This window comes from Pseudomonas migulae, from assembly GCF_043225285.1.
Classification (GTDB): domain Bacteria; phylum Pseudomonadota; class Gammaproteobacteria; order Pseudomonadales; family Pseudomonadaceae; genus Aquipseudomonas; species Aquipseudomonas migulae_C.
Genome location: NZ_CP171224.1, coordinates 4,895,801 through 4,919,745, shown reverse-complemented (window position 1 = coordinate 4,919,745; position 23,945 = coordinate 4,895,801). Strand labels below are relative to the sequence as shown.

The following is a 23,945-nucleotide window of genomic DNA, read 5'->3' as shown; positions in this document are numbered from 1 at the left end:
CAAATAGCCACTACTTCTTACGGTTTCCGATACACTCAAGATCGGAACATCAGCCTGTAACAGGCATTAACTTAACGCTGCATACAGGAGCCTCTTCTTCAGCGAATAGCTAATCCTCGCAGCGCTCCTCTCCTCAGCCACAAATCCGCACGCATCTACCAGATCATGCGGGTGCCTGAATTACTCAAAAAATAGTTTGATCCTTTGTACGCACCACTTGAAAATGCGCGCCGCCTCTAAGTCATCTACTAACCAGGAACTGGAATGGACGTCAAAGAAATTACTGCCCTCATTGTCGATCGCCTTGAGGGCTGCCGAGAGGATATCCTGAGTCAATGGAACAACCCGCAAGGAACCCATACCCGCCACTTCGTTATCGATGGTCTTCTACCCGAGAACATAACCCACGCCATCTATGCTGCGTTCCCGCGTGACGCTGACGGCTTCATTGATCAGAAATCATTTCGCGAGAAGAAGAAAACGCTAGCAAACCTTGAAGACCGCCCGGAAATCCTGCGCGACGTCACGTACGCCATGCAAAGCGCTGAGGTTGTAGGCAAGGTAGCGGAACTGTTAGGTGTGGATAGCATTGTCCCGGACCCTTCTCTCTACGCCGGTGGCCTGTCGATGATGTTCAAGGACAACTTCCTGAACCCGCATATCGATAACAGCCACGATGGCGGTCGCGGTTTGTACCGGCGACTGAACCTTCTGTATTACGTGACTCCGGACTGGGCACTTGAGAACGGTGGAAACTTCGAACTGTGGGACAGCAAGGTCAAACAACAGAAGACCATCGTCTCCAAGTTCAACCGCCTGGTGGTAATGGATACCAATCGCGATTCGTGGCATTCCGTGAGCAAAGTCGTTGTTGAAACGCCACGCTGCTGCGTATCCAACTACTATTTTTCCAAAGTCTCTCCGGACGATGACGACTATTTCCATGTGACGTCTTTCAGCGGCAGGCCTGACGAACCAGGAAAGCGCCTGCTTGGAGTAGTCGACAACCACCTTCGCAACACCCTATCGAAAGCGCTTCAGGTTCGGCGCGGCAAAGCTCTCGAAGGCACTGAGGCTGACTGATCTCGATTTTCCGCTCTACCTGGGGGATTAATTCCCCCAAACCATCCCAAGCACTCAAAAGTGAGCCCCCCCTCGCTAGCCTCCCCCAGTGGCAGAGCGTCATCGAAGCCAGCATGCAGCGCTTCGGATAGACGCAGAATTAGCGTTTCCGAAATGAGCGTTTTCAATGGCTTGCCAAATTTCAGACAACAAAAAAGGGCCCACCTTTCGGTGAGCCCTTCTAGACCGCCCAGCAGAGCGGATTTTGTTTGGTAGGCGCGATTGGACTCGAACCAACGACCCCCACCATGTCAAGGTGGTGCTCTAACCAACTGAGCTACGTGCCTGCTGTGAGGCGGCATTCTACGGAATTCCGGAGGGGTGTCAACACCTTTTTTCGAGCTAACCCTATGAATATGCAAAATATTTAATTTCAGCGCTGCAAAGAAGAATTTGCGGTGGCTGGCGGTCGATTTTTAACTCGGGTAGGATCGGCTCACTCGTAAAATATATTAAACAGAGGCTGCAGGATGGCGAACACCCCCTACCCAGAGTCCTATTACGCCGCATCGGCCAATGCGGTTCCGCCGCGCCCGGCCTTGCAGGGTGAAGTAGAGACTGACGTCTGCGTGATCGGCGCCGGCTACACCGGCCTGTCCTCTGCCCTGTTTCTGCTGGAGAACGGTTTCAAGGTCACGGTGCTGGAAGCCGCCAAGGTCGGCTTCGGCGCGTCGGGCCGTAACGGTGGCCAGATCGTTAACAGCTACAGCCGCGATATCGATGTGATCGAGCGCACGGTCGGCCCCAAGCAAGCTGAGTTGCTCGGGCGGATGGCGTTCGAGGGTGGGCGGATCATTCGGGAACGGGTGGCCAAGTACAACATCCAGTGCGACTTGAAGGATGGTGGCGTGTTCGCCGCGATCACCGCCAAGCAGATGGGTCACCTGGAATCGCAGAAGCGTCTGTGGGAGCGTTTCGGTCATACACAGCTTGAGTTGATGGATCAGCAGCGCATCCGTGAAGTGGTGAACTGCGATCAATACGTGGGCGGCATGCTCGACATGAGCGGCGGGCACATTCATCCGCTGAACCTGGCCCTGGGCGAAGCAGCGGCCGTGGAGTCGCTGGGTGGCACTATCTACGAGCAATCGCCGGCGGTGCGCATCGAGCGCGGCGCGAACCCGGTGGTGCACACGCCTCAGGGTAAGGTCCAGGCCAAATTCATCATCGTCGCGGGCAATGCCTATCTCGGCAACCTGGTGCCGGAACTGGCGGCCAAGTCGATGCCTTGCGGCACACAGGTAATTACCACGGAGCCTCTGGGCGACGAATTGGCGAAAAGCCTGCTGCCTCAGGATTATTGCGTCGAAGACTGCAACTACCTGCTCGACTACTACCGCTTGAGCGGCGACAAGCGCCTGATCTTCGGTGGCGGCGTGGTGTACGGCGCGCGGGATCCGGCGAACATCGAAGCGATCATCCGGCCGAAGATGCTCAAGGCTTTCCCGCAGCTCAAGGACGTGAAGATCGATTACGCCTGGACCGGCAATTTCCTGCTGACCCTGTCGCGCCTGCCGCAGGTCGGTCGGCTAGGCGACAACATCTACTATTCCCAGGGTTGCAGCGGCCACGGCGTGACGTATACGCACCTGGCAGGCAAGGTGCTGGCCGAAGCGTTGCGCGGTCAGGCCGAGCGTTTCGATGCGTTTGCCGATTTGCCGCACTACCCCTTCCCCGGCGGGCAATTGCTGCGCACGCCGTTTGCCGCGCTGGGTGCGTGGTATTACGGGTTGCGGGACAAGTTCGGGTATTGATGACCCCTGTAGGAGCCAGCTTGCTGGCGATCGCGGTGGTCCAGTCAACAATTACATTGACTGAACCACCGCGATCGCCGGCAAGCCGGCTCCTACAGGGATTGTGTTAAAGCCGGTCGCGGGGGATACCGCTGCGGATTCGCAGGATGTCGGCGAGTACCGCCAAGGCAATTTCTGCCGGGGTTTTGCTGCCCAGGTTCAATCCGATCGGCGCGTGAATCCGCTCCAGTTCGATGTCATTCAAACCACCAATCCGGCGCAACCGCTCGAAGCGTTTCTGCGAGGTTTGCAGCGAGCCCATCACGCCGATGTAGAACGCCTCGGTGCGCACGGCCTCCATCATCGCCAGGTCATCGATGCGCGGGTCGTGGGTCAGCGCCACCACCGCGGTGTCGCGGTGACAACCACCGTCGGCGATGAACACCGATGGCAATTGACGCCGGATCTCGACGTTTTCCAGCACCACGCCTTCCAGCACTTCGTCGCGGGGATCGCAGAGAATCACCTCGAAACCCAGGCTCACCGCGAACTCCGCACACGCCTGCGCGACACTGGAATAACCCGCCAGCAACAAGCGCTGAGCCGCACCGATGCGCGCACGTACCCGATCGATCTCGCGCTCGATGCGCACGCCTTGCTCGTGATCCGCGAACAGGCTGCGCGCGCCGCTGGCAAGATCGACTTCGCGGATCAATCGGCGCTGGCCCAACAGCGCCGACTCCAGCTCGCGCAAATGCGCCTGGACCTCACAATCGGGCTCCAGTTTTTCCACCAGCACATCGAGCACGCCGCCACAGGGCAGGCTGACCCGCGAACGCGGATCATCGCCCTCGCCGTACCGCACGACAGTGACGGGCTCTAGAAAAGCCCCCTCGGCGACGCGCTCAAGAAAATCTTCCTCGACGCAGCCGCCGGACAGCGAGCCGATCCATTGCCCCTGGGCATTCACCGCCAGCAGCGAACCCGGTGCACGCGGTGCCGAGCCGTAGGTAGCCAGCACCGTGCACAGCCACACGCGCTGACCGGCCGTCGACCACGCCAGCGCCCGGCGCACCACTTGCAGATCGAGATGCTGCATGTCAGTGCGCCTTGTGCTCGAGCGGCGGCGCATCGGCACGCAGCTTCTGCACATCACTGACGGCCAGATCACCCGCCTGACCGCCCCAGCCCTGACGCAGGTAGTTCAGCAGGTCAGTGAGTTGCTCGTGGCTGAGCTTTTCGGCAAACCCCGGCATCGGCTGCATGTGCTCGAACCCGGCAAACTTCTGCTCGCCAATCCCGTCGTCGATCACCCGCACCAGGTTGCGCGGATCTTCCAGGCGTAGCGTGGTGTTGCCACGCATGGCCACCGCGATGTGCGGCTTGCCTTCGCCACCGACCGCATGGCAACCGGCGCAGACGTTGAGGTAATCCTGACGACCGCGCTGGGCGCTGGCACTGAGGGTCTCCAGCGGCACGTCGGTCAGCACTTTGGCCGCCGGCGGTTGATCGCCGAGCAGGAAGGTCGCCATCGCCGCCAGATCCGCATCATTGAGGCCCTGGGTGCTGTTGTGGAACACCGGGAACATCTCGTTGAACATCGTGCCCTGGGCACTCATGCCGTGCTTGAGGAAGGTGCTCAGGTCCTGATGATTCCAGCCGCGTGCGGCCAGGTCAGTGGCCAGCAGGCTGGGCGCCAGATAGCCGTTGAGCAGACCGCCGGTGAGGCGTTTGTCCTGCTGCATCGCGCCGGGCAAACCGCGCGGCGTGTGGCATTCACCGCAGTGACCGAGCACGTCGACCATGTATTGGCCTCGCTTGAAGGCTTCGCTTTTGCCTTCGGTGGACGACAGTTTCACGTCCTTGCCGTAGAGCATGTTCCAGCCCATCAAACCCAGGCGCACGTTGAACGGAAAGCTCAGGCGGGTGACCGGCGCTGCACGTTCGATCGGCTCGATAGTTTTCAGATAGGCGTGGATCGCGTCCGAGTCGGCACGCGGCATCAAGTGATACGAGGTGTACGGCATCGCCGGGTACAGGTTCGCGCCGTCACGACGCTTGCCCTCGGTGAGCGCGGCAAAGAACTCGTCATCGCTGTAGAGGCCGATGCCGTGCTCTTTGCTCGGGGTGATGTTGGTGCCGTAGATCGTGCCGAACGGCGAGACAATCGGCAGGCCGCCGGCGTACGGCGCGCCACCCGGCGCGGTGTGGCAGGCCATGCAGTCTGCGGCGCGGGCGAGATAGGCCCCGCGCACCACCTGATCATCGGCCTGCGCCAGCAACGCGGACGCAGCCAGACCGACCGCCAATGCCAGACGGGAAAGTAGAGTCTTCATGCTTAACCTTCCTTGACCAGGCCGAGATCCGTCAGCACGTTGCGTGTCGCGCTGTAATAACGCACATAACCCGTGCAACGGCAGATGTGGTGACCGAGACTGTCCTCGATCACTTGTTCCAGCTGGCTTTTGACGATCGGCTGACGCTGCAGCTTTTCCACCAGCACCGTCGCGGCATTCACGAAACCCGGGGCGCAGTAGCTGCACTGGAAGGCGAACTCATCGACGAAGCGCTGCTGGATCGGGTTCAGCTCGGTGACCTTGCCCTGCTCGTCGCGGGTCGCGTGGCCTTCGATGGTCCGCACTTTCTTGCCTTCGAAGTAATGCGCGCCAGTGATGCAGGTGCGCACTTCTTCGCTGGTGCCGTCCGGGTTGTCGACGATCACCACGCAGGCGTGGCAAATGCCCTGGCCGCAGCCGAGACGCGAGCCGGTGAGGTTTTTGTATTCGTGCAGATAGTCGATCATCGGCAGGTCATCAGGGATGTCCACCGGGCCGACGGATTGACCGTTGAGGGTCAGTTGAAGCGGACGGTTAGCCATTGAGGGCCTCCTTGATGCGGGCAGAAGTGATAGGCAGGTCACGGACGCGTTTGCCGATGGCGTGGGCCACGGCGTTACCGATGGCGCCGACCACCGGGATCATCACCACTTCGGCGATGCCTTTGGACGGGTCGCTCGGCGACAGCGGCGGCAGGATTTCCGCCGTCTGCTTCCACACCGCAACGTGGCGCGCCATCGGCAAGCGGTAACGGTTGAAGTTCCAGTCACCCTCCCCCGGCCCGCCTTCATACAACGGCATCTCTTCCATCAGCGCATGGCCGATGCCCATGGCGATCCCGCCTTCGAGCTGCCCCTTCACCAATTCTTCCACCAGCACCCGACCACACTCGACCCACGAGTGGTGGTTGAGCACCTGGACTTCGGCAGAGCCCTTGTTCACTTTCAATTCCACCAGCGTCGCGACCGGGCTGTAGTAGGTCACCGCCGCGTTGTTCAACTGCGTGTCCGGGTAGTGCACGTTCTGGCGGTCGAGCAGATGGAAACCGGCACTGTTCATCTGCGCCTTTTTCACGTTCGGTGCGCCATCGCCGTACTTCACCGCCAGGCCGTCGAGCGGCAGGCGTTCGCGTACGCCGTCGATGCTGAACTCGGCCTCGGCCCAGCTCCAGCGGTTGAAGCCGTGCACCGTCGCGCCGGTCACCAGGCCTTTGTCGTGGGCGTGTTTGGCCAATTGCTCGAAGCTCAGCGGCTGCATGCCGTTGGCCGTGAGTTTGCCGTCGACCCAATGCGCGTCTTCGCGACGCACCACGTACGGGTTGGCCTGGCCGCCGTATGGGCCCTGGCCCCAGATCTGCAACGCCGCCGGCCACAAGCCGTGGTTGAACAGCACGCGCGCCGCTTCACGGGTGGCGTGGCTGAAGTAGTACGCGGAGTTGGTCGCCGACGAGGCCGACGCCAGTTTGCCGACCCAGCGCGGGTTGCGCAGCAGGGCGTCCTGCTCGGCCTGGCTCATGATGTACGGGTTGCCGCCGGTGATCAGCTGCAACTCTTTCCATTCGGTCTCGCCGGTCTTCACTTCGTGCGCCGGGCTGCCGAGGAAATCGGCCACCACCATGGCTTGCGAAGTGGACATGCCGGTGCCGATTTCGATGCCGATGTGACGCAGGTGAATGCGCCCTTCAGCGCTGAACTCGATGCTCGCCATCGGTGCTTCGGAACCGGTGCCGAAGTCTTTCTGGCAGATGGCGAAACCGACGCCGTACCAGTTGTCCGGGTCTGCGGCTTCGCGTTGTTTCTTGATTGCGTCGCGGTTTTTCCAGACTTCGTGCACGGCGGCCTTGTCGAGAATTTCATGCAGGCGCAAAGCACCCGCAGGCACTGCGCCCTGGGTGTTTTTCATGCCAGAGACCATGGCGTTTTTCTTGCGCAGGTCGATGGCATCGATGCCGAGGCGACCGGCGATTTCATCGACCATCATCTCGGTGGACGCCATGCTTTGCAGGGTGCCGTAACCACGCATCGACCCGGCTTCGACCGCGCGGGAATGGTAGGCCGTCACCTGCAAATCGTTCTGCGGCATGTAGTAGATCGACTGCGCCGCCGTGGCGCCAACCGCCGCCACCGACGGGCTGTAGTTGATCCGTCCGCCGCCATCGACGCTCATCTCGGCGCGGAAAATCTTGAAGCTGTGATCGGTCTTGTCCACCGCCAGTTGGTAGCGGATGTCGAACGGGTGACGCTTGATCCCGCTCTGGAACTGCTCGTAGCGATCGTTGGCCAGACGCACCGGCACACCCGCGCCGTACAGCGCCGCGAGGGCTGCGTAGTAGACGAAAATGTTGTGGTCTTTGGAGCCGTAGCCGACGGTGTAACCCGGGTGCATGTTCAGGTTGGCGAGGCCGAAACGCGAGGGGGCGATCATCTTCGCGGTCTCGGTGGCGGTCTCCAGCGGGCACTGGGTGGCGACGACAAAATGCAGGGTCTTGGTCGCCGGGTCGTACCAGCCGTTGCCGTTGTCCGGCTCCATCGCGGCCGGTTCGATCGATGGCGTCTTGTAGCGCTCGTCGAACACCAGCCAGTTGTCGGGCGGCGTGTCGATCTGCTGCTTCATGCGCTCGGCGTAAAACAGCCCGCGCTCGGTCAGGTTGCCGTGCAGGTTCGGTTGCGAATTCCACACCGGGCGCCGGTTACGCAGCATCGGGAACAGGATCGAATCCTTGAGGCTGGCGAATTCGTCTTCGTCCGCCGAGGTCGCGCCGCCGACGCGCACGTAACGGAAACTGCCGTACGGGTCGCCCTCGTAGAACGGAACCTGAGCGCCGTAGCGGATGGCTTTGTCATTGAATTTGAGTTTGGCCTTGGCCTGGCGGAAACGCTCGAAATCGTTCCAGATCAGGATCGCAACCGGGTGACCGATGAACATCGGCACCTTGCCTTCCGGCAGCAACGGATCCGGCGCGTGCTCTTCCGGGAAGACGATGCCGTCCTTGATCAGGTCTGCGGCGGTGACGATGCGATCCGGCTGCAGGTCGTCGCCGAGCCACGACAGGTCGTAGCCTGCGTAGATGCGATCGGCCTTGATGGTTTTCAGCAGCATGGCGTGGCCCTGCTGTTGCGGCCAGCCCGGCATGTCCTTGGCGCGGATGTCGCGGGCAAAGACTTTGCTGCCGCAGACTTTTGACAAAGCATCGTTACGCGAGCGCGCCTTGCCGTTGTTGCCGAGCCACTGCTCGGACGGCACGGTCACGCTGTTTTCCATCAAGGCCGCCAGCGCCTGACTGCTGAGCGGCGTGAGCGTCACGCTCACACCCGCCACCAGCCCGCCCTGAAGGAACGAGCGCCGGGATATATCACGGTTGGACATGGATCATCCTCTGGGCGGTTATGGGTCCGCCCTTCTGGTTAGTTCTGGAAATCTCGAGTCTTGCAGAAGCCCTTATTGACGTAACAAAGGGCTGAATTGACAGTGCAAAGCTGACCGAAAGGTTAACTTTATAGGCTTATGCACTTTTAGAAAACAACTGGTTACATAAATCTGACCAGCGAATCAGAAAACCGCCGCTTTGCGTCGCAGCAAATCGATGAACAAACCCAGCTCGCGACTGATGTGCTCGCCCTTGCGCAGCAGCAAGCCGAACGGCGCCAGTTGCACGTCCAGCTCCACCGGCAACGCCACCACCAGGCCCATTTTCAGGTAGTCGCGCAACGCGGTTTCCGAGAGCACCATGATTGCGTCGGTCAGTTGAATCAGTTGCTGCATGGAATACACCGAACTGCATTCGATGATGTCCGCCGGCAGCGGCATCGCCAGGCGTTGCAGGGCCTGATCCAGGCCGATGCGCGCCGGGCTGGTCTCCGGTTGCAGGATCCACGGCCAGTCGCTGACCAGTTCCGCCAGCGCCAGTTTCTTGCGTTTGGCCAGCGGATGACCGGCGTGCACCACCACCAGCAGGCGTTCGTTGCCCAACTGTTCGAAGGTGTAGTGCTCGCTGTCGGTGGCCGCGTTGCGCCGGGCGATGGCCAGGTCGATGCGCCCCTGTTCCAGCAATTGGATCACCTGGTCGCTGGTGTCGCCCATGATGCGAATGCGCAGTTGCGGGTTGAGCGCCTTGATTTCGGCGATCGAATCCATCACCAGGTCAGGAGCCGCCCCCATGATCGTGCCGATGGAGAGATAGCCATAACCGCCCTGCTGGCGCGCGATCAAGTCTTCGGCGCAGCGATCCAGGCCGCTGATGGCGGACTCAGCGAACCGGATCAGCTCCTGCCCCAATGCCGTCGGCCGCATCCCGCGCGGCAAGCGTTCGAACAGGTCGCAGCCAAACATGTCTTCGATCTCATGCAGCATGCGGGTCGCGGCGGGTTGCGACATGTTCAGGCTTTGCGAGGCGCGGTGCAGGTTCTGGCTGCTGCTGAGCGCCACCAGCATGTGCAAATGCTTGTAGCGCAGGCGGTTGAGCAGGCTGCGGGAGATGGTTGGTGTGGTCATGTCGTTTACTCGAAAACTCTGTAGGAGCGAGCCTGCTCGCGATGGACTCGAGAGCGCCGCGTTGAATCAGCAGAACACGCGGCATCGTTGACGACCATCGCGAGCAGGCACGCTCCTACAGGAGAGCGCGATCGTTTAACCGAATGGTTTTGGGTCATGGCGGGCCTTTTCAGTCGATACCTTGAGGGTATCAGTTGTTAGCTAGATTCGATTTGTAACGCATCGATCAGCGGCCGTACAGTCCTTCACATAAGAACAAATGCCCTACCAAAGGAAAACTGCGATGAAGACTCTACCCGCGCCTCTGCTCGCCAAAATTTCCTGGCGGCTGCTCCCGTTTCTCCTGCTGATGTACATCATGGCCTTCCTCGACCGCGCCAACGTCGGGTTTGCCAAGCAAGCTTTCCAGGCCGACACCCATATCAGTGATGCCGCCTTCGCCTTCGGCGCCGGCGTATTCTTTGTCGGCTACGCGCTGCTCGAAGTGCCGAGCAACCTGATCCTGCACCGCGTCGGCGCCCGTTTGTGGATGTGCCGCATCATGGTCACCTGGGGCCTGGTCTCCGCGGCCATGGTCTTCGCCCACAACGAAACCACCTTCTACGTCCTGCGCTTTTTGCTGGGTGTGGCCGAGGCGGGCTTCTTCCCCGGCGTGATTCTCTACCTCACCTACTGGTTTCCGAGCGCGGTACGCGGAAAAGCCATGGGGTTCTTCTACTTCGGTGCGCCGCTGGCCTTCATTTTTGGCAGCCCGTTATCCGGCCTGCTGCTGGAGCTGGATGGCTTTGCCGGTTTCCACGGCTGGCAATGGCTGTTTGCGGTGGAAGGCTTGATGGCTTCCGTGGTCGGCATCTGGGCCTACTTCTACCTGGACAATCGCCCCACCGATGCCAAGTGGCTGACCGTCGAAGAGCGCCAGCAAGTGCAGGCTCTGCTCGATCAGGAAGACAGCCACAAACAGAACCACGGCCGCAGCCTGCTCAACGTTCTGTGCCAACCCTCGGTGCTGTACCTGTGCCTGATTTATCTACTGATCCAGGCCAGCGTCTACGGGGTAGTGTTCTATCTGCCGACCCAGGTGGGCGGGCTACTCGGCACCAAGGTCGGGCTGATGGTCGGGCTGGTCACGGCGATCCCATGGATCTGCGCATTGGTGGCCGCCTACCTGATTCCCGGCTACAGCGATAGGACCGGCGAACGTCGCCGTACCGCGAGCCTGACCTTGCTGATGGCCGCTGCCGGGATTGCCTGCTCGGTGACCTTCAGCAGCCCGTTCCTGGGCATCGTCGCCCTGTGTTTCGCCGCGTCCGGGTTCATCGCCGTGCAACCGGTGTTCTGGACCTTCCCGTCCAGCTACCTCGCCGGCAGCGCCGCTGCCGCCGGTATTGCCCTGATCAACTCGTTCGGCGCCCTCGGCGGCTTCATCGCCCCGGTGCTGAAGAACTGGGCCGAAGGCGCCTTCCATTCACCGGCCGCCGGTTTGTACGTGCTGGCCGGCACCACTGTCGTCGCCGCGTTGCTGGTGCTGGGCGTGCGTTCGCCCGGCCATAAAGCCTCGAACAAACCGGCCACCGTTTAAACCTGAGGAGTCACACCATGGGCATTCCAACCATCAAACACGTCCGCGCTTTCACCTTGAGAGGCGGCGGCGCGGATTATCACGACCAGGCGGACGGCCACTGGATCGACGATCACATTGCCACGCCGATGAGCAAATACCCGGAGTACCGCCAGAGCCGCCGCACCTTCGGCATCAACGTGCTCGGCACCCTGGTGGTGGAAATCGAAGCCAGCGACGGCACCGTCGGTTTCGCCGTGACCACCGGTGGCGAGCCCGCGGCCTACATCGTCGAGAAACACCTGGCGCGTTTCCTCGAAGGCGCACGGGTCACCGACATCGAAAAGATCTGGGACCAGATGTACCAGTCGACCCTGTATTACGGGCGCAAAGGCATCGTCATCAACACCCTCTCCGGCGTCGACCTGGCGCTGTGGGACTTGCTCGGCAAGATCCGCCAGGAGCCGGTGCACCAATTGCTCGGCGGTGCGGTGCGCGATGAATTGCAGTTCTACGCCACCGGCGCCCGCCCGGACCTCGCGCAAAAAATGGGTTTCATCGGCGGCAAGATGCCGCTGCACCACGGCCCGGCCGAGGGTGAAGAAGGCCTGCGCAAAAACCTCGAAGAGCTGGCGACCATGCGTGAGCGGGTGGGCCCGGACTTCTGGCTGATGCTCGATTGCTGGATGAGCCTGGACCTCAACTATGCGACCAAACTGGCGGTCGGCGCCCACGAACACGGCCTGAAGTGGATCGAAGAAGCGCTGCCGCCGGACGATTACTGGGGCTACGCCGCCCTGCGCAACAACGTGCCCAAAGGCATGCTGGTGACCACCGGCGAACACGAAGCCACCCGCTGGGGTTTCCGCATGCTCCTGGAAATGGGCTGCTGCGACATCATCCAGCCGGATGTCGGCTGGTGCGGCGGCATCACCGAACTGGTGAAGATTTCCGCCCTGGCCGACGCGCATAACGCGCTGGTCATTCCTCACGGCTCGTCGGTCTACAGCTATCACTTCGTCGCGACGCGGCATAACAGCCCGTTCGCCGAGTTCCTGATGATGGCGCCGAAAGCCGATGAAGTGGTGCCGATGTTCCACCCTCAATTGCTCGGCGAACCGGTGCCGGTGAATGGCCGCATGCGTCTGTCGGCGCTCGATCAGCCCGGCTTCGGCGTGACACTCAACCCGGAATGCCAGCTGCACCGGCCTTACAACCGCTGAGAAAGGACCCGTCAATGAACATGCCTCACAACGCTTTCAAGGCCGCCCTGAAAAACCCGGCGACCCAGTACGGCATCTGGGCCGGATTCGCCACCGGTTACGCCGCCGAGATCGTCGCCACCACCGGTTACGACTGGATGCTGATTGACGGTGAACACGCGCCGAACACCGTGCCCGGCGTGCTTGCGCAATTGCAGGCCGTCGCGCCCTACTCCACCGCGCCGGTGGTACGGGCGGTGACGGGCGACGCCAACCTGATCAAGCAATTGCTGGATATCGGCGCGCAGACGCTAATGATCCCGATGGTCGAAACCGCCGAACAGGCCGCAGCGCTGGTGCGCGCCATGCGTTATCCGCCCCACGGCATTCGCGGGGTCGGCGGCGGCCTGACCCGCGCCACGCGCTGGGATGGCGTGCCGGATTATCTGAACACCGCTCATGAACAGCTGTGCCTGATCGTCCAGGTGGAATCGCGGATCGGTGTGGAAAACGTCGAAGCGATCGCCACCGTCGAAGGCGTCGACGCGGTGTTCATCGGCCCGGCGGATCTGTCCATCGGCCTCGGCCATGCCGGCAACCCCGGGCATCCCGACGTTCAGGAGCGCATTCAACACGCGGTGCAAGCGACGCTCGCGGCCGGCAAGGCGTGCGGCATTCTCGCGCCGAACGAAGAAGACGCGCGCCGTTATCAAAGCTGGGGTTGCCAGTTCATCGCGGTGGCCATCGATATCAGCCTGTTGCGCCAGAGCGCCACGGCGACTCTCGCGCGCTATCGCACGCCGGCCAGCGAACACGCGCCGTCGCGCACCTACTGATCAAGGAGTCGTCCCATGTCGCCTGTTTACGAAAACTTCATCAACGGCCAGTTCGTGGCCAGCGCTGCGCATATCGATGTGATCAACCCGGCCACCGGTGCGGTGTTGTCGAAAGTCCCGGCCTCGACCGCCGAAGACGTCGACCGCGCCCTCGCCGCCGCGCGCGCTGCGCAAAAGGACTGGTCGCGCAAACCGGCGATCGAGCGCGCCGGGCATCTACGGCGGATCGCTGCCAAATTGCGGGAAAACGTCACGCACCTGGCGCGCACCATTACCCTGGAACAAGGCAAGGTCAGTGGCCTGGCCGAAGTCGAGGTCAACTTCACTGCCGATTACCTCGACTACATGGCCGAGTGGGCACGGCGCATCGAAGGCGAGATCATCACCAGCGACCGGCAGAACGAAAACATCTTCCTGTTTCGCAAACCGCTGGGCGTGGTCGCCGGGATCCTGCCGTGGAATTTTCCGTTCTTCCTCATCGCGCGCAAGATGGCGCCGGCGCTGCTGACCGGCAACACCATCGTGATCAAGCCCAGCGAGGAAACCCCGAACAACTGCTTCGAATTCGCCCGGCTGGTGGCGGAAACCGATCTGCCGCCCGGCGTGTTCAACGTGGTCTGCGGCGACGGTCGAGTGGGCGCGGCGCTCAGTGCGCACAAGGGTGTGGACATGATCAGCTTTACCGGCAGCGTCGACACCGGCTCGCGAATCATGGCCGCCGCCGCGCCGAACATCACCAAGCTCAATCTGGAACTGGGCGGCAAGGCGCCGGCGATTGTGCTGGCGGATGCCGATCTCGACCTGGCCGTGAAGGCCATCCGCGATTCGCGGATCATCAACAGCGGCCAGGTGTGCAATTGCGCCGAGCGGGTATACGTCGAGCGTAAAGTCGCTGACCAATTCATCGAACGCATTGCGGCGGCGATGAGTGCGACCCGTTACGGCGATCCGATTGCGCAACCCGATGTCGAGATGGGCCCGCTGATCAACCGTCAGGGCCTGGACAGCGTCAATAGCAAGGTACGCACGGCGTTGAGCCAGGGCGCGAGCCTGATCAGCGGCGGGCAAATTGCCGATCTGCCGAACGGTTTTCACTTTCAGCCGACGGTGCTGACGGGCTGCCGCGCGGACATGGACATCATGCGCGAGGAGATTTTCGGCCCGGTGCTACCGATCCAGATCATCGACGACCTGGACGAAGCCATCGCCCTGGCCAACGACTGCGAATACGGCCTGACTTCGTCGATCTATACCCGCGACCTGAGCAAAACCATGCACGCCATGCGCGAGCTGGATTTTGGTGAGACCTACGTCAATCGGGAGAACTTCGAGGCGATGCAGGGCTTCCATGCCGGGGTGCGCAAATCCGGGATTGGCGGGGCGGATGGCAAGCATGGGTTGTATGAGTACACGCATACGCATGCGGTGTATTTGCAAGGCTGAGCCTTTGGTGGTGTGGCTGATGCCTCCATCGCGAGCAGGCTCGCTCCTACAATGATCTGAGTCGCACACAAATCAAATGTAGGAGCGAGCCTGCTCGCGATAGCGTCAGATCAGCCAATAAAGAACCCTCAGAAATCCACAGTCGCCGAAAGCAGATAGGTGCGAGGCGTCGACAGCGTCAACCCAGGCTCGCTGTCATCCGAAGCCCCGGCCGAACTCCAGTAGCGCTTGTCCGCCACGTTCTCGACATTCGCACGCAAGGTGATGTTCTTGTCCTCGACCTTGAAGGCATAGCGGGCCCCCACATCGAAACGCTCCCAGGAATCGATTTCCTTGTCGTTGGACTGATCCAGATACTGCGAGCTGGAATAGATACCCCGCGTGGTCAGCGTCACCCCCTGCCAATGCGGCACATCCCACTCGGCGCCCAGGTTGACGTTGTATTTCGGTGTGGCCGGCGCGCGGTTGCCGTCAAAGGTGCCATTGGTGGTGTGGGTCAACTCGCTGTCGATGTACATCACGCCGCCCAGCAAGCGAAACCCTTTGAGCGGCTCACCGAACACACTCAGCTCCACCCCATCGTTCTGGCGCTTGCCGTTCGGACCGAAGACCCGCGTCGTGGCGTTGGTTTCGTAGGCCGGCTGCTTGATCCGGAACACTGCCGCAGTGACGGCAAACGGACCGGCGTCGTACTTGGCACCCACCTCAATCTGACGGCTGACGAACGGCGGGAAGATCTCGTCTTCGTTGATCGACGTCGACGGCGCGATTTTGCCCTGGCTCAGCCCTTCCATGTAGTTGGCGTACAGCGACAGCTTGTCGGTGGCCTTGAACAGGATGCCGCCGGAAGGCGACACCTTTTCCTCGTCGTAAGCCGTGTCACCTTTGACATCGTCGGTCCAGTCATCAACTTTCACCCGCTGCCAGCGAGCGCCGAGGGTCAGCAGCAAGCGGTCATCGAAGAAACCCAGGGTGTCGGACAACGCCAAACCGCTGAAACGGTTCTCGGTATACACCTTGGAATCGAGTCGCGTCGGCGTGACCGGCGTGCGTGTTTCCACCGGGTTGTAAAGGTTGCTCGGGGCCGCCGCATAACGGGCGCCGCCGTTTTCAAAGTCCATGTAGAAGTAACTGGCCGCCAGGTTGACTTCATGGCTCACCGGCCCGGTATGGAACCAGTTGCGCACGCCGGCCGTGGCGGTCCGGACATTTTCGTCGCGGGTGAAATCACGCGGCAGGACGCTGAAGTCGCCCTTGTCGTTGGTGACCGCGACGGCATGGCGGAGGAAGTCATGGTTGCTTTTGCGCGCCCCCACGCCGCCGTACAGCATGACCGAATCGCTGACGTCGAACTCGCCGTTCACCGTACCGAACGTGTCATTGGTGCTGGCCTTGCTCCAGGGCTGCGCATAGTTGTGGCGCACATCGTTGGCATTCGGCACCTTCGCGTTGGCCCCGACCTGCACGCGCTCCTGCGGCGCATCGGTATCGCGCTCGGTGCGCCCGATGTCGGTCGAAAGACGCAGGCGCTCGCCACGAAAATCCAGGCCCAGCACAGCCATCTCGCGGTCGACGCTCTGGTGATCCCATTCGGTATCGCCGGACTGCTTCACGCCGTTGAAACGAAGACCGAACTGATTGTCTTCGCCGAAGCGCCGACCGACATCCACGGCACCGCCGACCTGGCTGTCGGACGCATAGTTGCCGGTGAACGAGGTGATCGGTTTGTCGGTCGCGCGCTTGGGCACCACGTTGATCCCGCCACCTACGGCACCTCGCGGAGAAATGCCGTTGATCAACTGGCTCGGGCCTTTGAGGATGTCGACGCGATCGGCCATTTCCATGTCGATCGTGTACGTCGGCAGGACGCCGTAGAGCCCGTTGTAGGCGACGTCACTGTTGAACAGGCTGAACCCGCGAATGGTGAATTGCTCATAACGCCCGCCCGCCGGGTTGGTGGCGCGCACCGATGGGTCGCTGGCGATCAGGTCGCCCAGGGTGCGCGCTTGCAGGTTCTGCACCGCCTCACTGGTGTAGGTGGTCATGCTGAACGGCGTTTCCATGAAGTCTTTCGAGCCGAGCAAACCTTGCGAGCCACGACGCGCGACCTGGCCGCCGGCGTACACCTCGCCGTCTGCTGCGCCGCCCGTGGCACCGAGGATCGAGGTGGGCGCAAGTTGCAGGCTGCCACCTTCCGGCGCCGGGGTCAGGATGTAGGCCTGCTCGCCCACCGCTTGCAGTTGCAGACCGGAACCCTGCAACAGTCGGGCAAAGCCCTCCTCCACCGCGAATTCGCCGGAAAGGCCGCTGCTGTTGCGACCGCGCACCAGTGCAGGGTCCACCGACAGATTGACGCCAGCCAGCCCGGCGAAACGGGTCAGCGCGTCGCTCAGGCTGCCGGCAGGCACCTGATAGGTACGCCTGGCACTGTTATCGGCCCAACTGGCAGTGATGAACATCGGACTGGCACTCAGGCCCAGCAACAGGCTCAGGTGCAACAACGGACGCAGACGCGGATAACAAGGTGCAGGCATTGGAATTGCTCTCTTGATTCGTTCACATGCCTTGAATGACAAGCGAGCCGAAAAAAGGGGACAGGCTTTACACACTATTTTTGCGCGGCTGCAGCGTGACCCAATAACGGGTGCGGGCATGCACTTCCAGCGGGAGGCTGGCCGCGAGCAGCGCGAGGACGCGATCGGTATCGTCGAGCAGGAAACTGCCGGTGACCCGCAGGTTTTCCAGCTCCGGCTCCCAGCGCAGGACGCCCAGCCGGTAAGTGCCAAGCTCGCGGAGGAAATCGCCCAGCGGCTGGTTGTTCGCCATCAGCACGCCTTCACGCCACCCCGGCGCCAGCGCATCGAACGGTGTGATCGTGCCAGCCCCCGTCGCTTGAAGGCTGACTTGCTGCCCTCCGCGCAATGCCAGTGCCGGGCCTTGCAGAGGCTGCAACTGCACGAAACCATTGAACACCGACACCCGGCAGCCGCGCGCATCCTGGCGTACGCAGACTTCACTCCGGCTGACGATCACGTTGCCAAACTTCGTCTGGATCGTCAGCGGAGCAGATCCCGGCACCTTCAGCGACAGTTCGCCCTCGATCAACTTAACGTGACGGGCCTGCACATCCACATCAACCGCGCTGGCGGTGTTGAGTTGCAGGGAACTGCCGTCGGCGAGCTGCACTTTTTTGCGCTCGCCAGTGGCGGTGTGCAGGTCGGCACGCCAGACATCCAGGGGTAACTGGCGGCTGATCAGCCAGGCGGCCGGCACCAACGCCACGGCGCCCAATGCGCGCTTCAACACCATGCGCCGGGATGGATCAGGACGATCCAGGCTGCTCAACGCCAACGCTGAAGGCAGGTCGGCGAAACGCTGGCGCAAGGCCTGAGCCTTCTGCCAGGCCTGCTCGTGACTGGCGCAGGCGTCACGCCAACGTTGCAGATTCGCCCGGTCCTGCTCATTGGCCCCACCGGACTCCAGCAACGCCAGCCATTGCGCGGCCGCTCGCACGGCCTGACGGGGACCCGACGCCTGGCTGTTCACAGGTCCACCAACAGGCAATGCTCGTAGGCTTGCGCCATGTAGCGCTTGATCGTGCGCTCGGAAACCTGCAACCGCTCGGCGATTTGCTGGTAGTTCAGGCCTTCGAGCTGACTCCATAAAAATGCCCGACGCACCGCCCTCGGTAATCCATCGAGCAGTTCATCCAGCGCTTGCAGGGTTTCCAGCAGCAACCAGCGCTGCTCGGGGGATGGCGCGCATTCTTCCGGCATCGATGCCAGTGCGGCGAGGTAGGCCTGCTCAAGACTGCGGCGCTGGTAGAAATTGCTCAGCAGGCGCTTGCCCACGGTCAGCAGGTAGGCACGGGGTTCTTGCAGGTCGGCGATCCGCTGGGAACTGGCGAGCACGCGCAGGAACGTGTCCTGACTCAGGTCAGCCGCATCGCAGCGGTTGTCCATGCGTTTTCTCAACCAGCCTTCCAGCCAGCCACGGTGATCGCGGTACAGGTCGTGAAGGGTTTGCTCCTTCGGCATCGCTGCATCACTCATCTCAAGAAGCCCTGTGCCAAGGAGTTATCGTAAATGAGAGTGATTCTAATTAATGTCGGCGATGTGAAGGAAGCGCTTTATGCATCGAACGTGCAGAAAGGTGTGAGATGGCACACCCACTGTAGGAGCGAGCCTGCTCGCGAAAAACTGACAGATAACGCGACCTGCCTGATGCGCCGCGTCATCGTTGACGTTATTCGCGAGCAGGCTCGCTCCTACAGGGAACGGATTTCAGGTATGGGGGGAGGCAAATTGCAGACACAAAAAACCCCGGTCTTTCGACCAGGGTCTTTGCTATCGACTCGAATAAGCCAGTGGCTTTCTTCGTAGCTCCAAGGCGTTCAGTGGGCCTTGTAGCAGATATGGCGCAGCGGACGGGACTCGAACCCGCGACCCCCGGCGTGACAGGCCGGTATTCTAACCGACTGAACTACCGCTGCGTATCGCTTTGGACTTTCATCCAAGTAACTCGTCTGACTGGAAGCTTCGAGGCTTTCAATCTCGAACCAGGAAAACCTGACTCGGAAAATATGGCGCAGCGGACGGGACTCGAACCCGCGACCCCCGGCGTGACAGGCCGGTATTCTAACCGACTGAACTACCGCTGCGCGTCGGTGGAGGCTTTTCAGCTTCCCTCCTGCTTTCGCAAGAGTCTCAAGAAGTGGTGGGTGATGACGGGATCGAACCGCCGACATTCTGCTTGTAAGGCAGACGCTCTCCCAGCTGAGCTAATCACCCTTTGCTTCTCTGAGGCCGCGAAATTTACGCATCTAACGAAGCTAAGTCAATAGCAGGATTGAAGTTTTTCTTAAAAAGACAAAATCGTGTCATCCCTGGGTACGCGCACGACCGTCAGACCGCTTTGCGAGCAGGCCCGCTCCCACAGTGGATCGCGTTTCTAATGTGGGAGCGAGCCTGCTCGCGATGACGCCGGTCCATTCGGAATCAGCGGTGAAGACCGCCACCGCACTGCTATTCGCTGTAAATCATCTTCTTGGTCATGCCGCCATCGACCACAAACTCCTGGCCCGTGACGAAACCCGCATTCTTCGACAACAGCCAGGCAACCATCGCCGCCACGTCCTCGACCGTCCCTACCCTGCCCGCCGGATGTTGCGCATGGTCGGCCTCGGTGAGAGGTTCAGCACGCCGCACCCCAGGGTCCCGCGCATCGATCCAGCCCGGGCTGACGGCGTTGACACGGATTTCCGGGCCAAGGCTGATGGCCAACGCGTGAGTCAGGGCCAACAAACCGCCCTTGCTCGCCGCGTAAGCCTCGGTATCCGGTTCCGACTGCCCGGCACGGGTCGAGGCCAGGTTGACGATCGCGCCGCTGTGAGCACGCAGATAAGGCGCACAGTGCTTGGCCAACAACATCGGCCCGCTGAGATTCACCGCCAGCACCCGATTCCAGTAAGCCAGATCCAGGCTTTCCAGGGTGATGTTGTGCGGGTCGGCCACCGCGGCGTTGCACACCAACGCATCCAGGCGACCGAATTGCCCCAGCACTTCAGCGACACCCAGCGCCACTTGCCCTTCGTTCGAAACATCCATGGCGATGAACCAGGCGTTTTCGCCCAGCACCTTCGCCACTTTCGATCCGCGCACCCGGTCGAGGTCCGTGAGCACCACCTGCCAGCCTTCGCTGATCAGCCAGGCCGCGATCCCCAGCCCAATGCCTCGCGCTGCACCAGTCACCAGTGCAACGCGTCCATTGGAACCGGTCGTCGACATGGACAACTCGATCACAAGGCAGCCAACCCGCGCGCCAGGTCGGCTTGCAGGTCGGCCACGTCTTCCAGGCCAACCGCGATGCGGATCAGGCTGTCGCGAATGCCGGCGGCCTCACGTTCCTGCGGCGCCAGACGGCCGTGGGAAGTGGTGCTCGGGTGCGTGATGGTGGTCTTGCTGTCGCCGAGGTTGGCGGTGATCGAAATCAGACGGGTCGCGTCGATAAAGCGCCAGGCGCCCTCTTTGCCGCCCTTGACCTCGAAACTCACCACGGCGCCAAAACCTTTCTGCTGGCGCTGGGCCAACGCGTGCTGCGGATGGCTTTTCAGGCCGGCGTAGTGGACTTTCTCGATACCGTCCTGCTGCTCCAGCCATTCAGCCAGTTGCTGCGCGTTGGCGCAGTGCGCCTTCATCCGCAGGTTCAGGGTTTCCAGGCCCTTGAGGAAGATCCACGCGTTGAACGGGCTCAAGGTCGGCCCGGCGGTGCGCAGGAAACCGACCACTTCCTTCATCTGCTCGCTACGACCGGCCACCACGCCGCCCATGCAACGACCCTGGCCGTCGATGAACTTGGTCGCCGAGTGCACGACGATGTCCGCGCCCATCTTCAGTGGCTGCTGCAGCGCCGGGGTGCAGAAGCAGTTGTCGACCACCAGCATCGCGCCTTTGGCGTGAGCGATTTTCGCCAGTTCGGCGATATCCACCAATTCGGCCAGCGGATTGGACGGCGACTCGACGAACAGCAACTTGGTGTTGGCCTTGATCGCGGCATCCCAGCCGGACAAGTCCGCCAGGGGCACGTAGTCGACTTCGATGCCGAAGCGCTTGAAGTACTTCTCGAACAGGCTGATGGTCGAACCGAACACGCTGCGCGAGACCAGCACATGGTCACCAGCGCTGCACAGGCTCATCACCACCGCCATGATCGCGGCCATGCCGGTGGCGGTCGCCACGGCTTGCTCGGCGCTTTCCAGCGCGGCAATGCGTTCTTCGAACGCCCGTACGGTCGGGTTGGTATAACGCGAATAAACGTTGCCCGGCACTTCACCGGCGAAGCGTGCGGCCGCGTCGGCGGCGGTACGAAATACGTAGCTGGACGTGAAGAACATCGGATCACCGTGTTCGCCTTCCGGCGTACGGTGCTGTCCGGCGCGTACGGCCAGGGTATCGAACGCTACGCCTTCGAGGTCGCTGTCCAGCCGACCGGCATCCCAATCCTGACTCATGCTTTCACTCCTTGCCCTGTTCCAGTAGATACAAAACCGGCCCCTCAGGGCCGGTAGTTACTCAGTTGTTGTACAGATCAATGATCGCGCTGACTGCCTGCGTCTTGACCTTGGAGGCATCGTTGCGTGCCTGCTCGATCTTGTTCAGGTAGGCCTCGTCGACATCGCCGGTCACGTACTGGCCGTCGAACACCGCGCAATCGAACTTGTCGATCTTGATCTTGCCGCCGCCGACCGCTTCGATCAAGTCAGGGAGGTCCTGATAGATCAGCCAGTCAGCGCCGATCAGGTCGGCAACGTCCTGGGTCGAACGGTTGTGGGCGATCAGCTCGTGGGCGCTCGGCATGTCGATGCCGTAGACGTTCGGGTAGCGAACGGCCGGTGCCGCGGAGCAGAAGTAGACGTTCTTGGCGCCGGCTTCGCGGGCCATCTGGATGATCTGCTTGCAAGTGGTGCCGCGAACGATCGAGTCGTCCACCAGCATCACGTTCTTGCCGCGGAATTCCAGTTCGATGGCGTTGAGCTTCTGGCGTACGGATTTTTTCCGCGCAGCCTGGCCCGGCATGATGAAGGTCCGGCCGATGTAGCGGTTCTTCACGAAGCCTTCGCGGAACTTGACGCCCAGGTGGTTCGCCAGCTCCAGCGCCGCGGTGCGGCTGGTGTCCGGAATCGGGATGACCACGTCGATGTCGTGATCCGGACGCTCGCGCAGGATCTTCTCGGCCAGCTTCTCGCCCATGCGCAGGCGGGCCTTGTAGACCGACACGCCGTCGATGATCGAGTCCGGACGCGCCAGGTAGACGTGTTCGAAGATGCACGGGGTCAGGGACGGGTTGGTCGCGCACTGACGGGTGTGCAGCTTGCCGTCTTCAGTGATGTAGACCGCTTCGCCCGGCGCCAGGTCGCGAATCAGGGTGAAACCGAGCACGTCCAGGGACACGCTCTCGGAGGCGATCATGTACTCGACGCCTTCGTCGGTGTGACGCTGGCCGAAGACGATCGGGCGGATGCCGTGCGGGTCGCGGAAACCGACGATGCCGTAACCGGTCACCATCGCCACGACGGCGTAGCCACCGACGCAACGGTTGTGCACGTCAGTCACCGCCGCGAACACGTCTTCTTCGGTCGGCTGCAACTTGCCGCGCTGGGCCAGTTCGTGCGCGAACACGTTCAGCAGCACTTCCGAATCGGAGTTGGTGTTGACGTGGCGCAGGTCAGATTCGTAAATCTCCTTGGCCAGCTGTTCAACGTTGGTCAGGTTACCGTTGTGCGCCAGGGTGATGCCGTAAGGCGAGTTGACGTAAAACGGTTGAGCTTCGGCCGACGTCGAGCTGCCCGCGGTCGGGTAGCGCACATGGCCAATGCCCATGTGGCCGACCAGGCGCTGCATGTGACGCTGATGGAACACGTCACGCACCAGGCCATTGTCCTTGCGCAGGAATAACCGGCCGTCATGGCTGGTCACGATACCGGCAGCGTCCTGGCCGCGGTGCTGGAGGACGGTTAGCGCGTCATACAGCGCCTGATTGACGTTCGACTTACCGACGATACCGACGATGCCACACATGCGACGCAACCCCTACTTAATGGATCTGAACTGAACACAACTCACTGAGGCGTTTTGGCCGTCGGCAAGAGATGCTCCTTGAACGGTATCTCAGCGGGTACGCTGATACCGCTGGCAAGCCACTGACTGCTCCACCCGAGGATCAGGTTTTTGGACCAGTCTGCGACCAATAGAAATTTTGGCACGAGCTGCGACTGTTGCCACCACCCGTCCTGCTGTACCGGCCCCAGGCTCAACAGCCCGACCGCCACGACCACCAGCAACACGCCACGGGCGGCGCCGAAGGCCATGCCGAGGAATCGATCGGTCCCGGACAGGCCGGTGACGCGAACCAATTCGCCGATAAGATAATTGATCATTGCGCCTACGATTAACGTGGCGACAAACATAATTGCGCAACCCGCGATCACGCGAGCCGATGGCGTTTCGATGTATCCGGCGAGGTACTCGGACAATGCACCACCGAACATCCAGGCGACGACTCCTGCGATGATCCAGGTCACCAGCGATAATGCTTCCTTGACGAAGCCGCGGCTCAGACTGATCAATGCGGAGATGGCGATGATTGCAACGATCGCCCAGTCAACCCAGGTAAATGGCACAGTGCAGCCTACAGACGGATAAGGCGGCGCATTTTAGCAGAGCCCA

General features: G+C 61.6%; 19 protein-coding genes and 4 tRNA genes. 7 read left to right on the top strand and 16 right to left on the bottom strand.

All coding sequences use genetic code 11. The features are described 5' to 3' along the window. The first annotated feature begins 264 nt into the window (after positions 1–264). A complete protein-coding gene (locus tag ACF6ZU_RS22530) occupies positions 265–1,083 on the top strand; it encodes a 2OG-Fe(II) oxygenase (protein ID WP_392887094.1) in 819 nt (272 codons plus the stop codon). Between the two features lie 249 nt (positions 1,084–1,332). Here ACF6ZU_RS22530 and ACF6ZU_RS22525 read toward each other — a convergent pair. After that, positions 1,333–1,409, bottom strand: a tRNA-Val gene (locus ACF6ZU_RS22525). A gap of 183 nt (positions 1,410–1,592) precedes the next feature. On the opposite strand from ACF6ZU_RS22525, the gene ACF6ZU_RS22520 reads away from it, so the two are divergent. Next, positions 1,593–2,876 (top strand): NAD(P)/FAD-dependent oxidoreductase, encoded by a 1,284-nt coding sequence (locus tag ACF6ZU_RS22520; RefSeq protein WP_392887092.1) that lies wholly within the window; start codon positions 1,593–1,595, stop codon positions 2,874–2,876. Positions 2,877–2,982: 106 nt separating this feature from the next. Here ACF6ZU_RS22520 and ACF6ZU_RS22515 read toward each other — a convergent pair whose 3' ends face one another. From ACF6ZU_RS22515 to ACF6ZU_RS22495, 5 genes are all read right to left on the bottom strand, one after another. Further along, positions 2,983–3,954: an XdhC family protein gene (locus tag ACF6ZU_RS22515; RefSeq protein WP_392887090.1), complete on the bottom strand. Its 972-nt coding sequence runs from the start codon at positions 3,952–3,954 to the stop codon at positions 2,983–2,985. Position 3,955: 1 nt separating this feature from the next. Beyond that, positions 3,956–5,191 carry a c-type cytochrome gene (locus tag ACF6ZU_RS22510; protein WP_392887087.1) on the bottom strand — a complete coding sequence of 412 codons (1,236 nt, stop codon included), beginning with the start codon at positions 5,189–5,191 and terminating at the stop codon, positions 3,956–3,958. Positions 5,192–5,193: 2 nt separating this feature from the next. Continuing rightward, a complete protein-coding gene (locus tag ACF6ZU_RS22505) occupies positions 5,194–5,733 on the bottom strand; it encodes a (2Fe-2S)-binding protein (RefSeq protein WP_093218009.1) in 540 nt (179 codons plus the stop codon). Beyond that, a complete protein-coding gene (locus tag ACF6ZU_RS22500) occupies positions 5,726–8,557 on the bottom strand; it encodes a xanthine dehydrogenase family protein molybdopterin-binding subunit (RefSeq protein ID WP_392887085.1) in 2,832 nt (943 codons plus the stop codon). Before ACF6ZU_RS22500 ends, ACF6ZU_RS22505 begins: the two co-directional genes overlap by 8 nt. Positions 8,558–8,740: 183 nt before the next feature. Then, positions 8,741–9,682: a LysR family transcriptional regulator gene (locus ACF6ZU_RS22495; protein ID WP_392887084.1), complete on the bottom strand. Its 942-nt coding sequence runs from the start codon at positions 9,680–9,682 to the stop codon at positions 8,741–8,743. Between the two features lie 283 nt (positions 9,683–9,965). Between ACF6ZU_RS22495 and ACF6ZU_RS22490 the strand changes: the two genes are divergently transcribed. From ACF6ZU_RS22490 to aldA, 4 genes are read left to right on the top strand one after another with little or no spacing between them, the layout of a single operon-like run. Further along, entirely contained in the window at positions 9,966–11,261 is a 1,296-nt protein-coding gene (locus ACF6ZU_RS22490) for an MFS transporter (RefSeq protein WP_392887082.1), read from the top strand. 17 nt (positions 11,262–11,278) lie between these two features. Beyond that, positions 11,279–12,463, top strand: a complete 1,185-nt coding sequence (rhmD, locus tag ACF6ZU_RS22485) for an L-rhamnonate dehydratase (protein ID WP_392887080.1) — start codon at positions 11,279–11,281, stop codon at positions 12,461–12,463. A 14-nt stretch (positions 12,464–12,477) separates the two neighbouring features. Beyond that, positions 12,478–13,278, top strand: coding sequence for an aldolase/citrate lyase family protein (locus ACF6ZU_RS22480; protein ID WP_392887079.1), 801 nt, complete (start codon positions 12,478–12,480; stop codon positions 13,276–13,278). Between the two features lie 15 nt (positions 13,279–13,293). Beyond that, positions 13,294–14,721: an aldehyde dehydrogenase gene (gene aldA, locus ACF6ZU_RS22475; protein ID WP_392887078.1), complete on the top strand. Its 1,428-nt coding sequence runs from the start codon at positions 13,294–13,296 to the stop codon at positions 14,719–14,721. 128 nt (positions 14,722–14,849) lie between these two features. On the opposite strand, the gene ACF6ZU_RS22470 is transcribed toward aldA, so the two are convergent. The 3 genes from ACF6ZU_RS22470 to ACF6ZU_RS22460 form a co-directional block, all read right to left on the bottom strand. After that, complete coding sequence (locus ACF6ZU_RS22470; protein ID WP_392887076.1) at positions 14,850–17,255, bottom strand: TonB-dependent siderophore receptor; 2,406 nt, start codon at positions 17,253–17,255, stop codon at positions 14,850–14,852. 67 nt (positions 17,256–17,322) lie between these two features. After that, positions 17,323–18,267 carry a FecR domain-containing protein gene (locus tag ACF6ZU_RS22465; RefSeq protein WP_392887074.1) on the bottom strand — a complete coding sequence of 315 codons (945 nt, stop codon included), beginning with the start codon at positions 18,265–18,267 and terminating at the stop codon, positions 17,323–17,325. Next, positions 18,264–18,773: a sigma-70 family RNA polymerase sigma factor gene (locus tag ACF6ZU_RS22460; protein WP_392887073.1), complete on the bottom strand. Its 510-nt coding sequence runs from the start codon at positions 18,771–18,773 to the stop codon at positions 18,264–18,266. The genes ACF6ZU_RS22465 and ACF6ZU_RS22460 overlap by 4 nt, the downstream gene beginning before the upstream one ends. Positions 18,774–18,806: 33 nt before the next feature. Between ACF6ZU_RS22460 and ACF6ZU_RS22455 the strand changes: the two genes are divergently transcribed. Continuing rightward, on the top strand, positions 18,807–19,103 hold the full coding sequence (locus ACF6ZU_RS22455; protein ID WP_392887071.1) for a hypothetical protein: 297 nt from the start codon (positions 18,807–18,809) through the stop codon (positions 19,101–19,103). Between the two features lie 33 nt (positions 19,104–19,136). Here the strand turns inward: ACF6ZU_RS22455 and ACF6ZU_RS22450 are convergent. The 7 genes from ACF6ZU_RS22450 to ACF6ZU_RS22420 all read right to left on the bottom strand — a co-directional run bounded on the left by ACF6ZU_RS22450 (position 19,137) and on the right by ACF6ZU_RS22420 (position 23,899). Continuing rightward, positions 19,137–19,213, bottom strand: a tRNA-Asp gene (locus ACF6ZU_RS22450). A 91-nt stretch (positions 19,214–19,304) separates the two neighbouring features. Further along, positions 19,305–19,381: transfer RNA gene (locus ACF6ZU_RS22445), tRNA-Asp, on the bottom strand. Positions 19,382–19,435: 54 nt separating this feature from the next. Further along, positions 19,436–19,511: transfer RNA gene (locus ACF6ZU_RS22440), tRNA-Val, on the bottom strand. Positions 19,512–19,745: 234 nt separating this feature from the next. Continuing rightward, positions 19,746–20,507, bottom strand: coding sequence for an SDR family oxidoreductase (locus ACF6ZU_RS22435; protein ID WP_392887069.1), 762 nt, complete (start codon positions 20,505–20,507; stop codon positions 19,746–19,748). A gap of 11 nt (positions 20,508–20,518) precedes the next feature. After that, positions 20,519–21,730, bottom strand: coding sequence for an O-succinylhomoserine sulfhydrylase (locus tag ACF6ZU_RS22430; RefSeq protein WP_008037621.1), 1,212 nt, complete (start codon positions 21,728–21,730; stop codon positions 20,519–20,521). Between the two features lie 61 nt (positions 21,731–21,791). Beyond that, entirely contained in the window at positions 21,792–23,297 is a 1,506-nt protein-coding gene (gene purF / locus ACF6ZU_RS22425) for an amidophosphoribosyltransferase (RefSeq protein WP_007935163.1), read from the bottom strand. A 41-nt stretch (positions 23,298–23,338) separates the two neighbouring features. Beyond that, positions 23,339–23,899 (bottom strand): CvpA family protein, encoded by a 561-nt coding sequence (locus ACF6ZU_RS22420; RefSeq protein ID WP_017337640.1) that lies wholly within the window; start codon positions 23,897–23,899, stop codon positions 23,339–23,341. Positions 23,900–23,945: the final 46 nt, after the last annotated feature.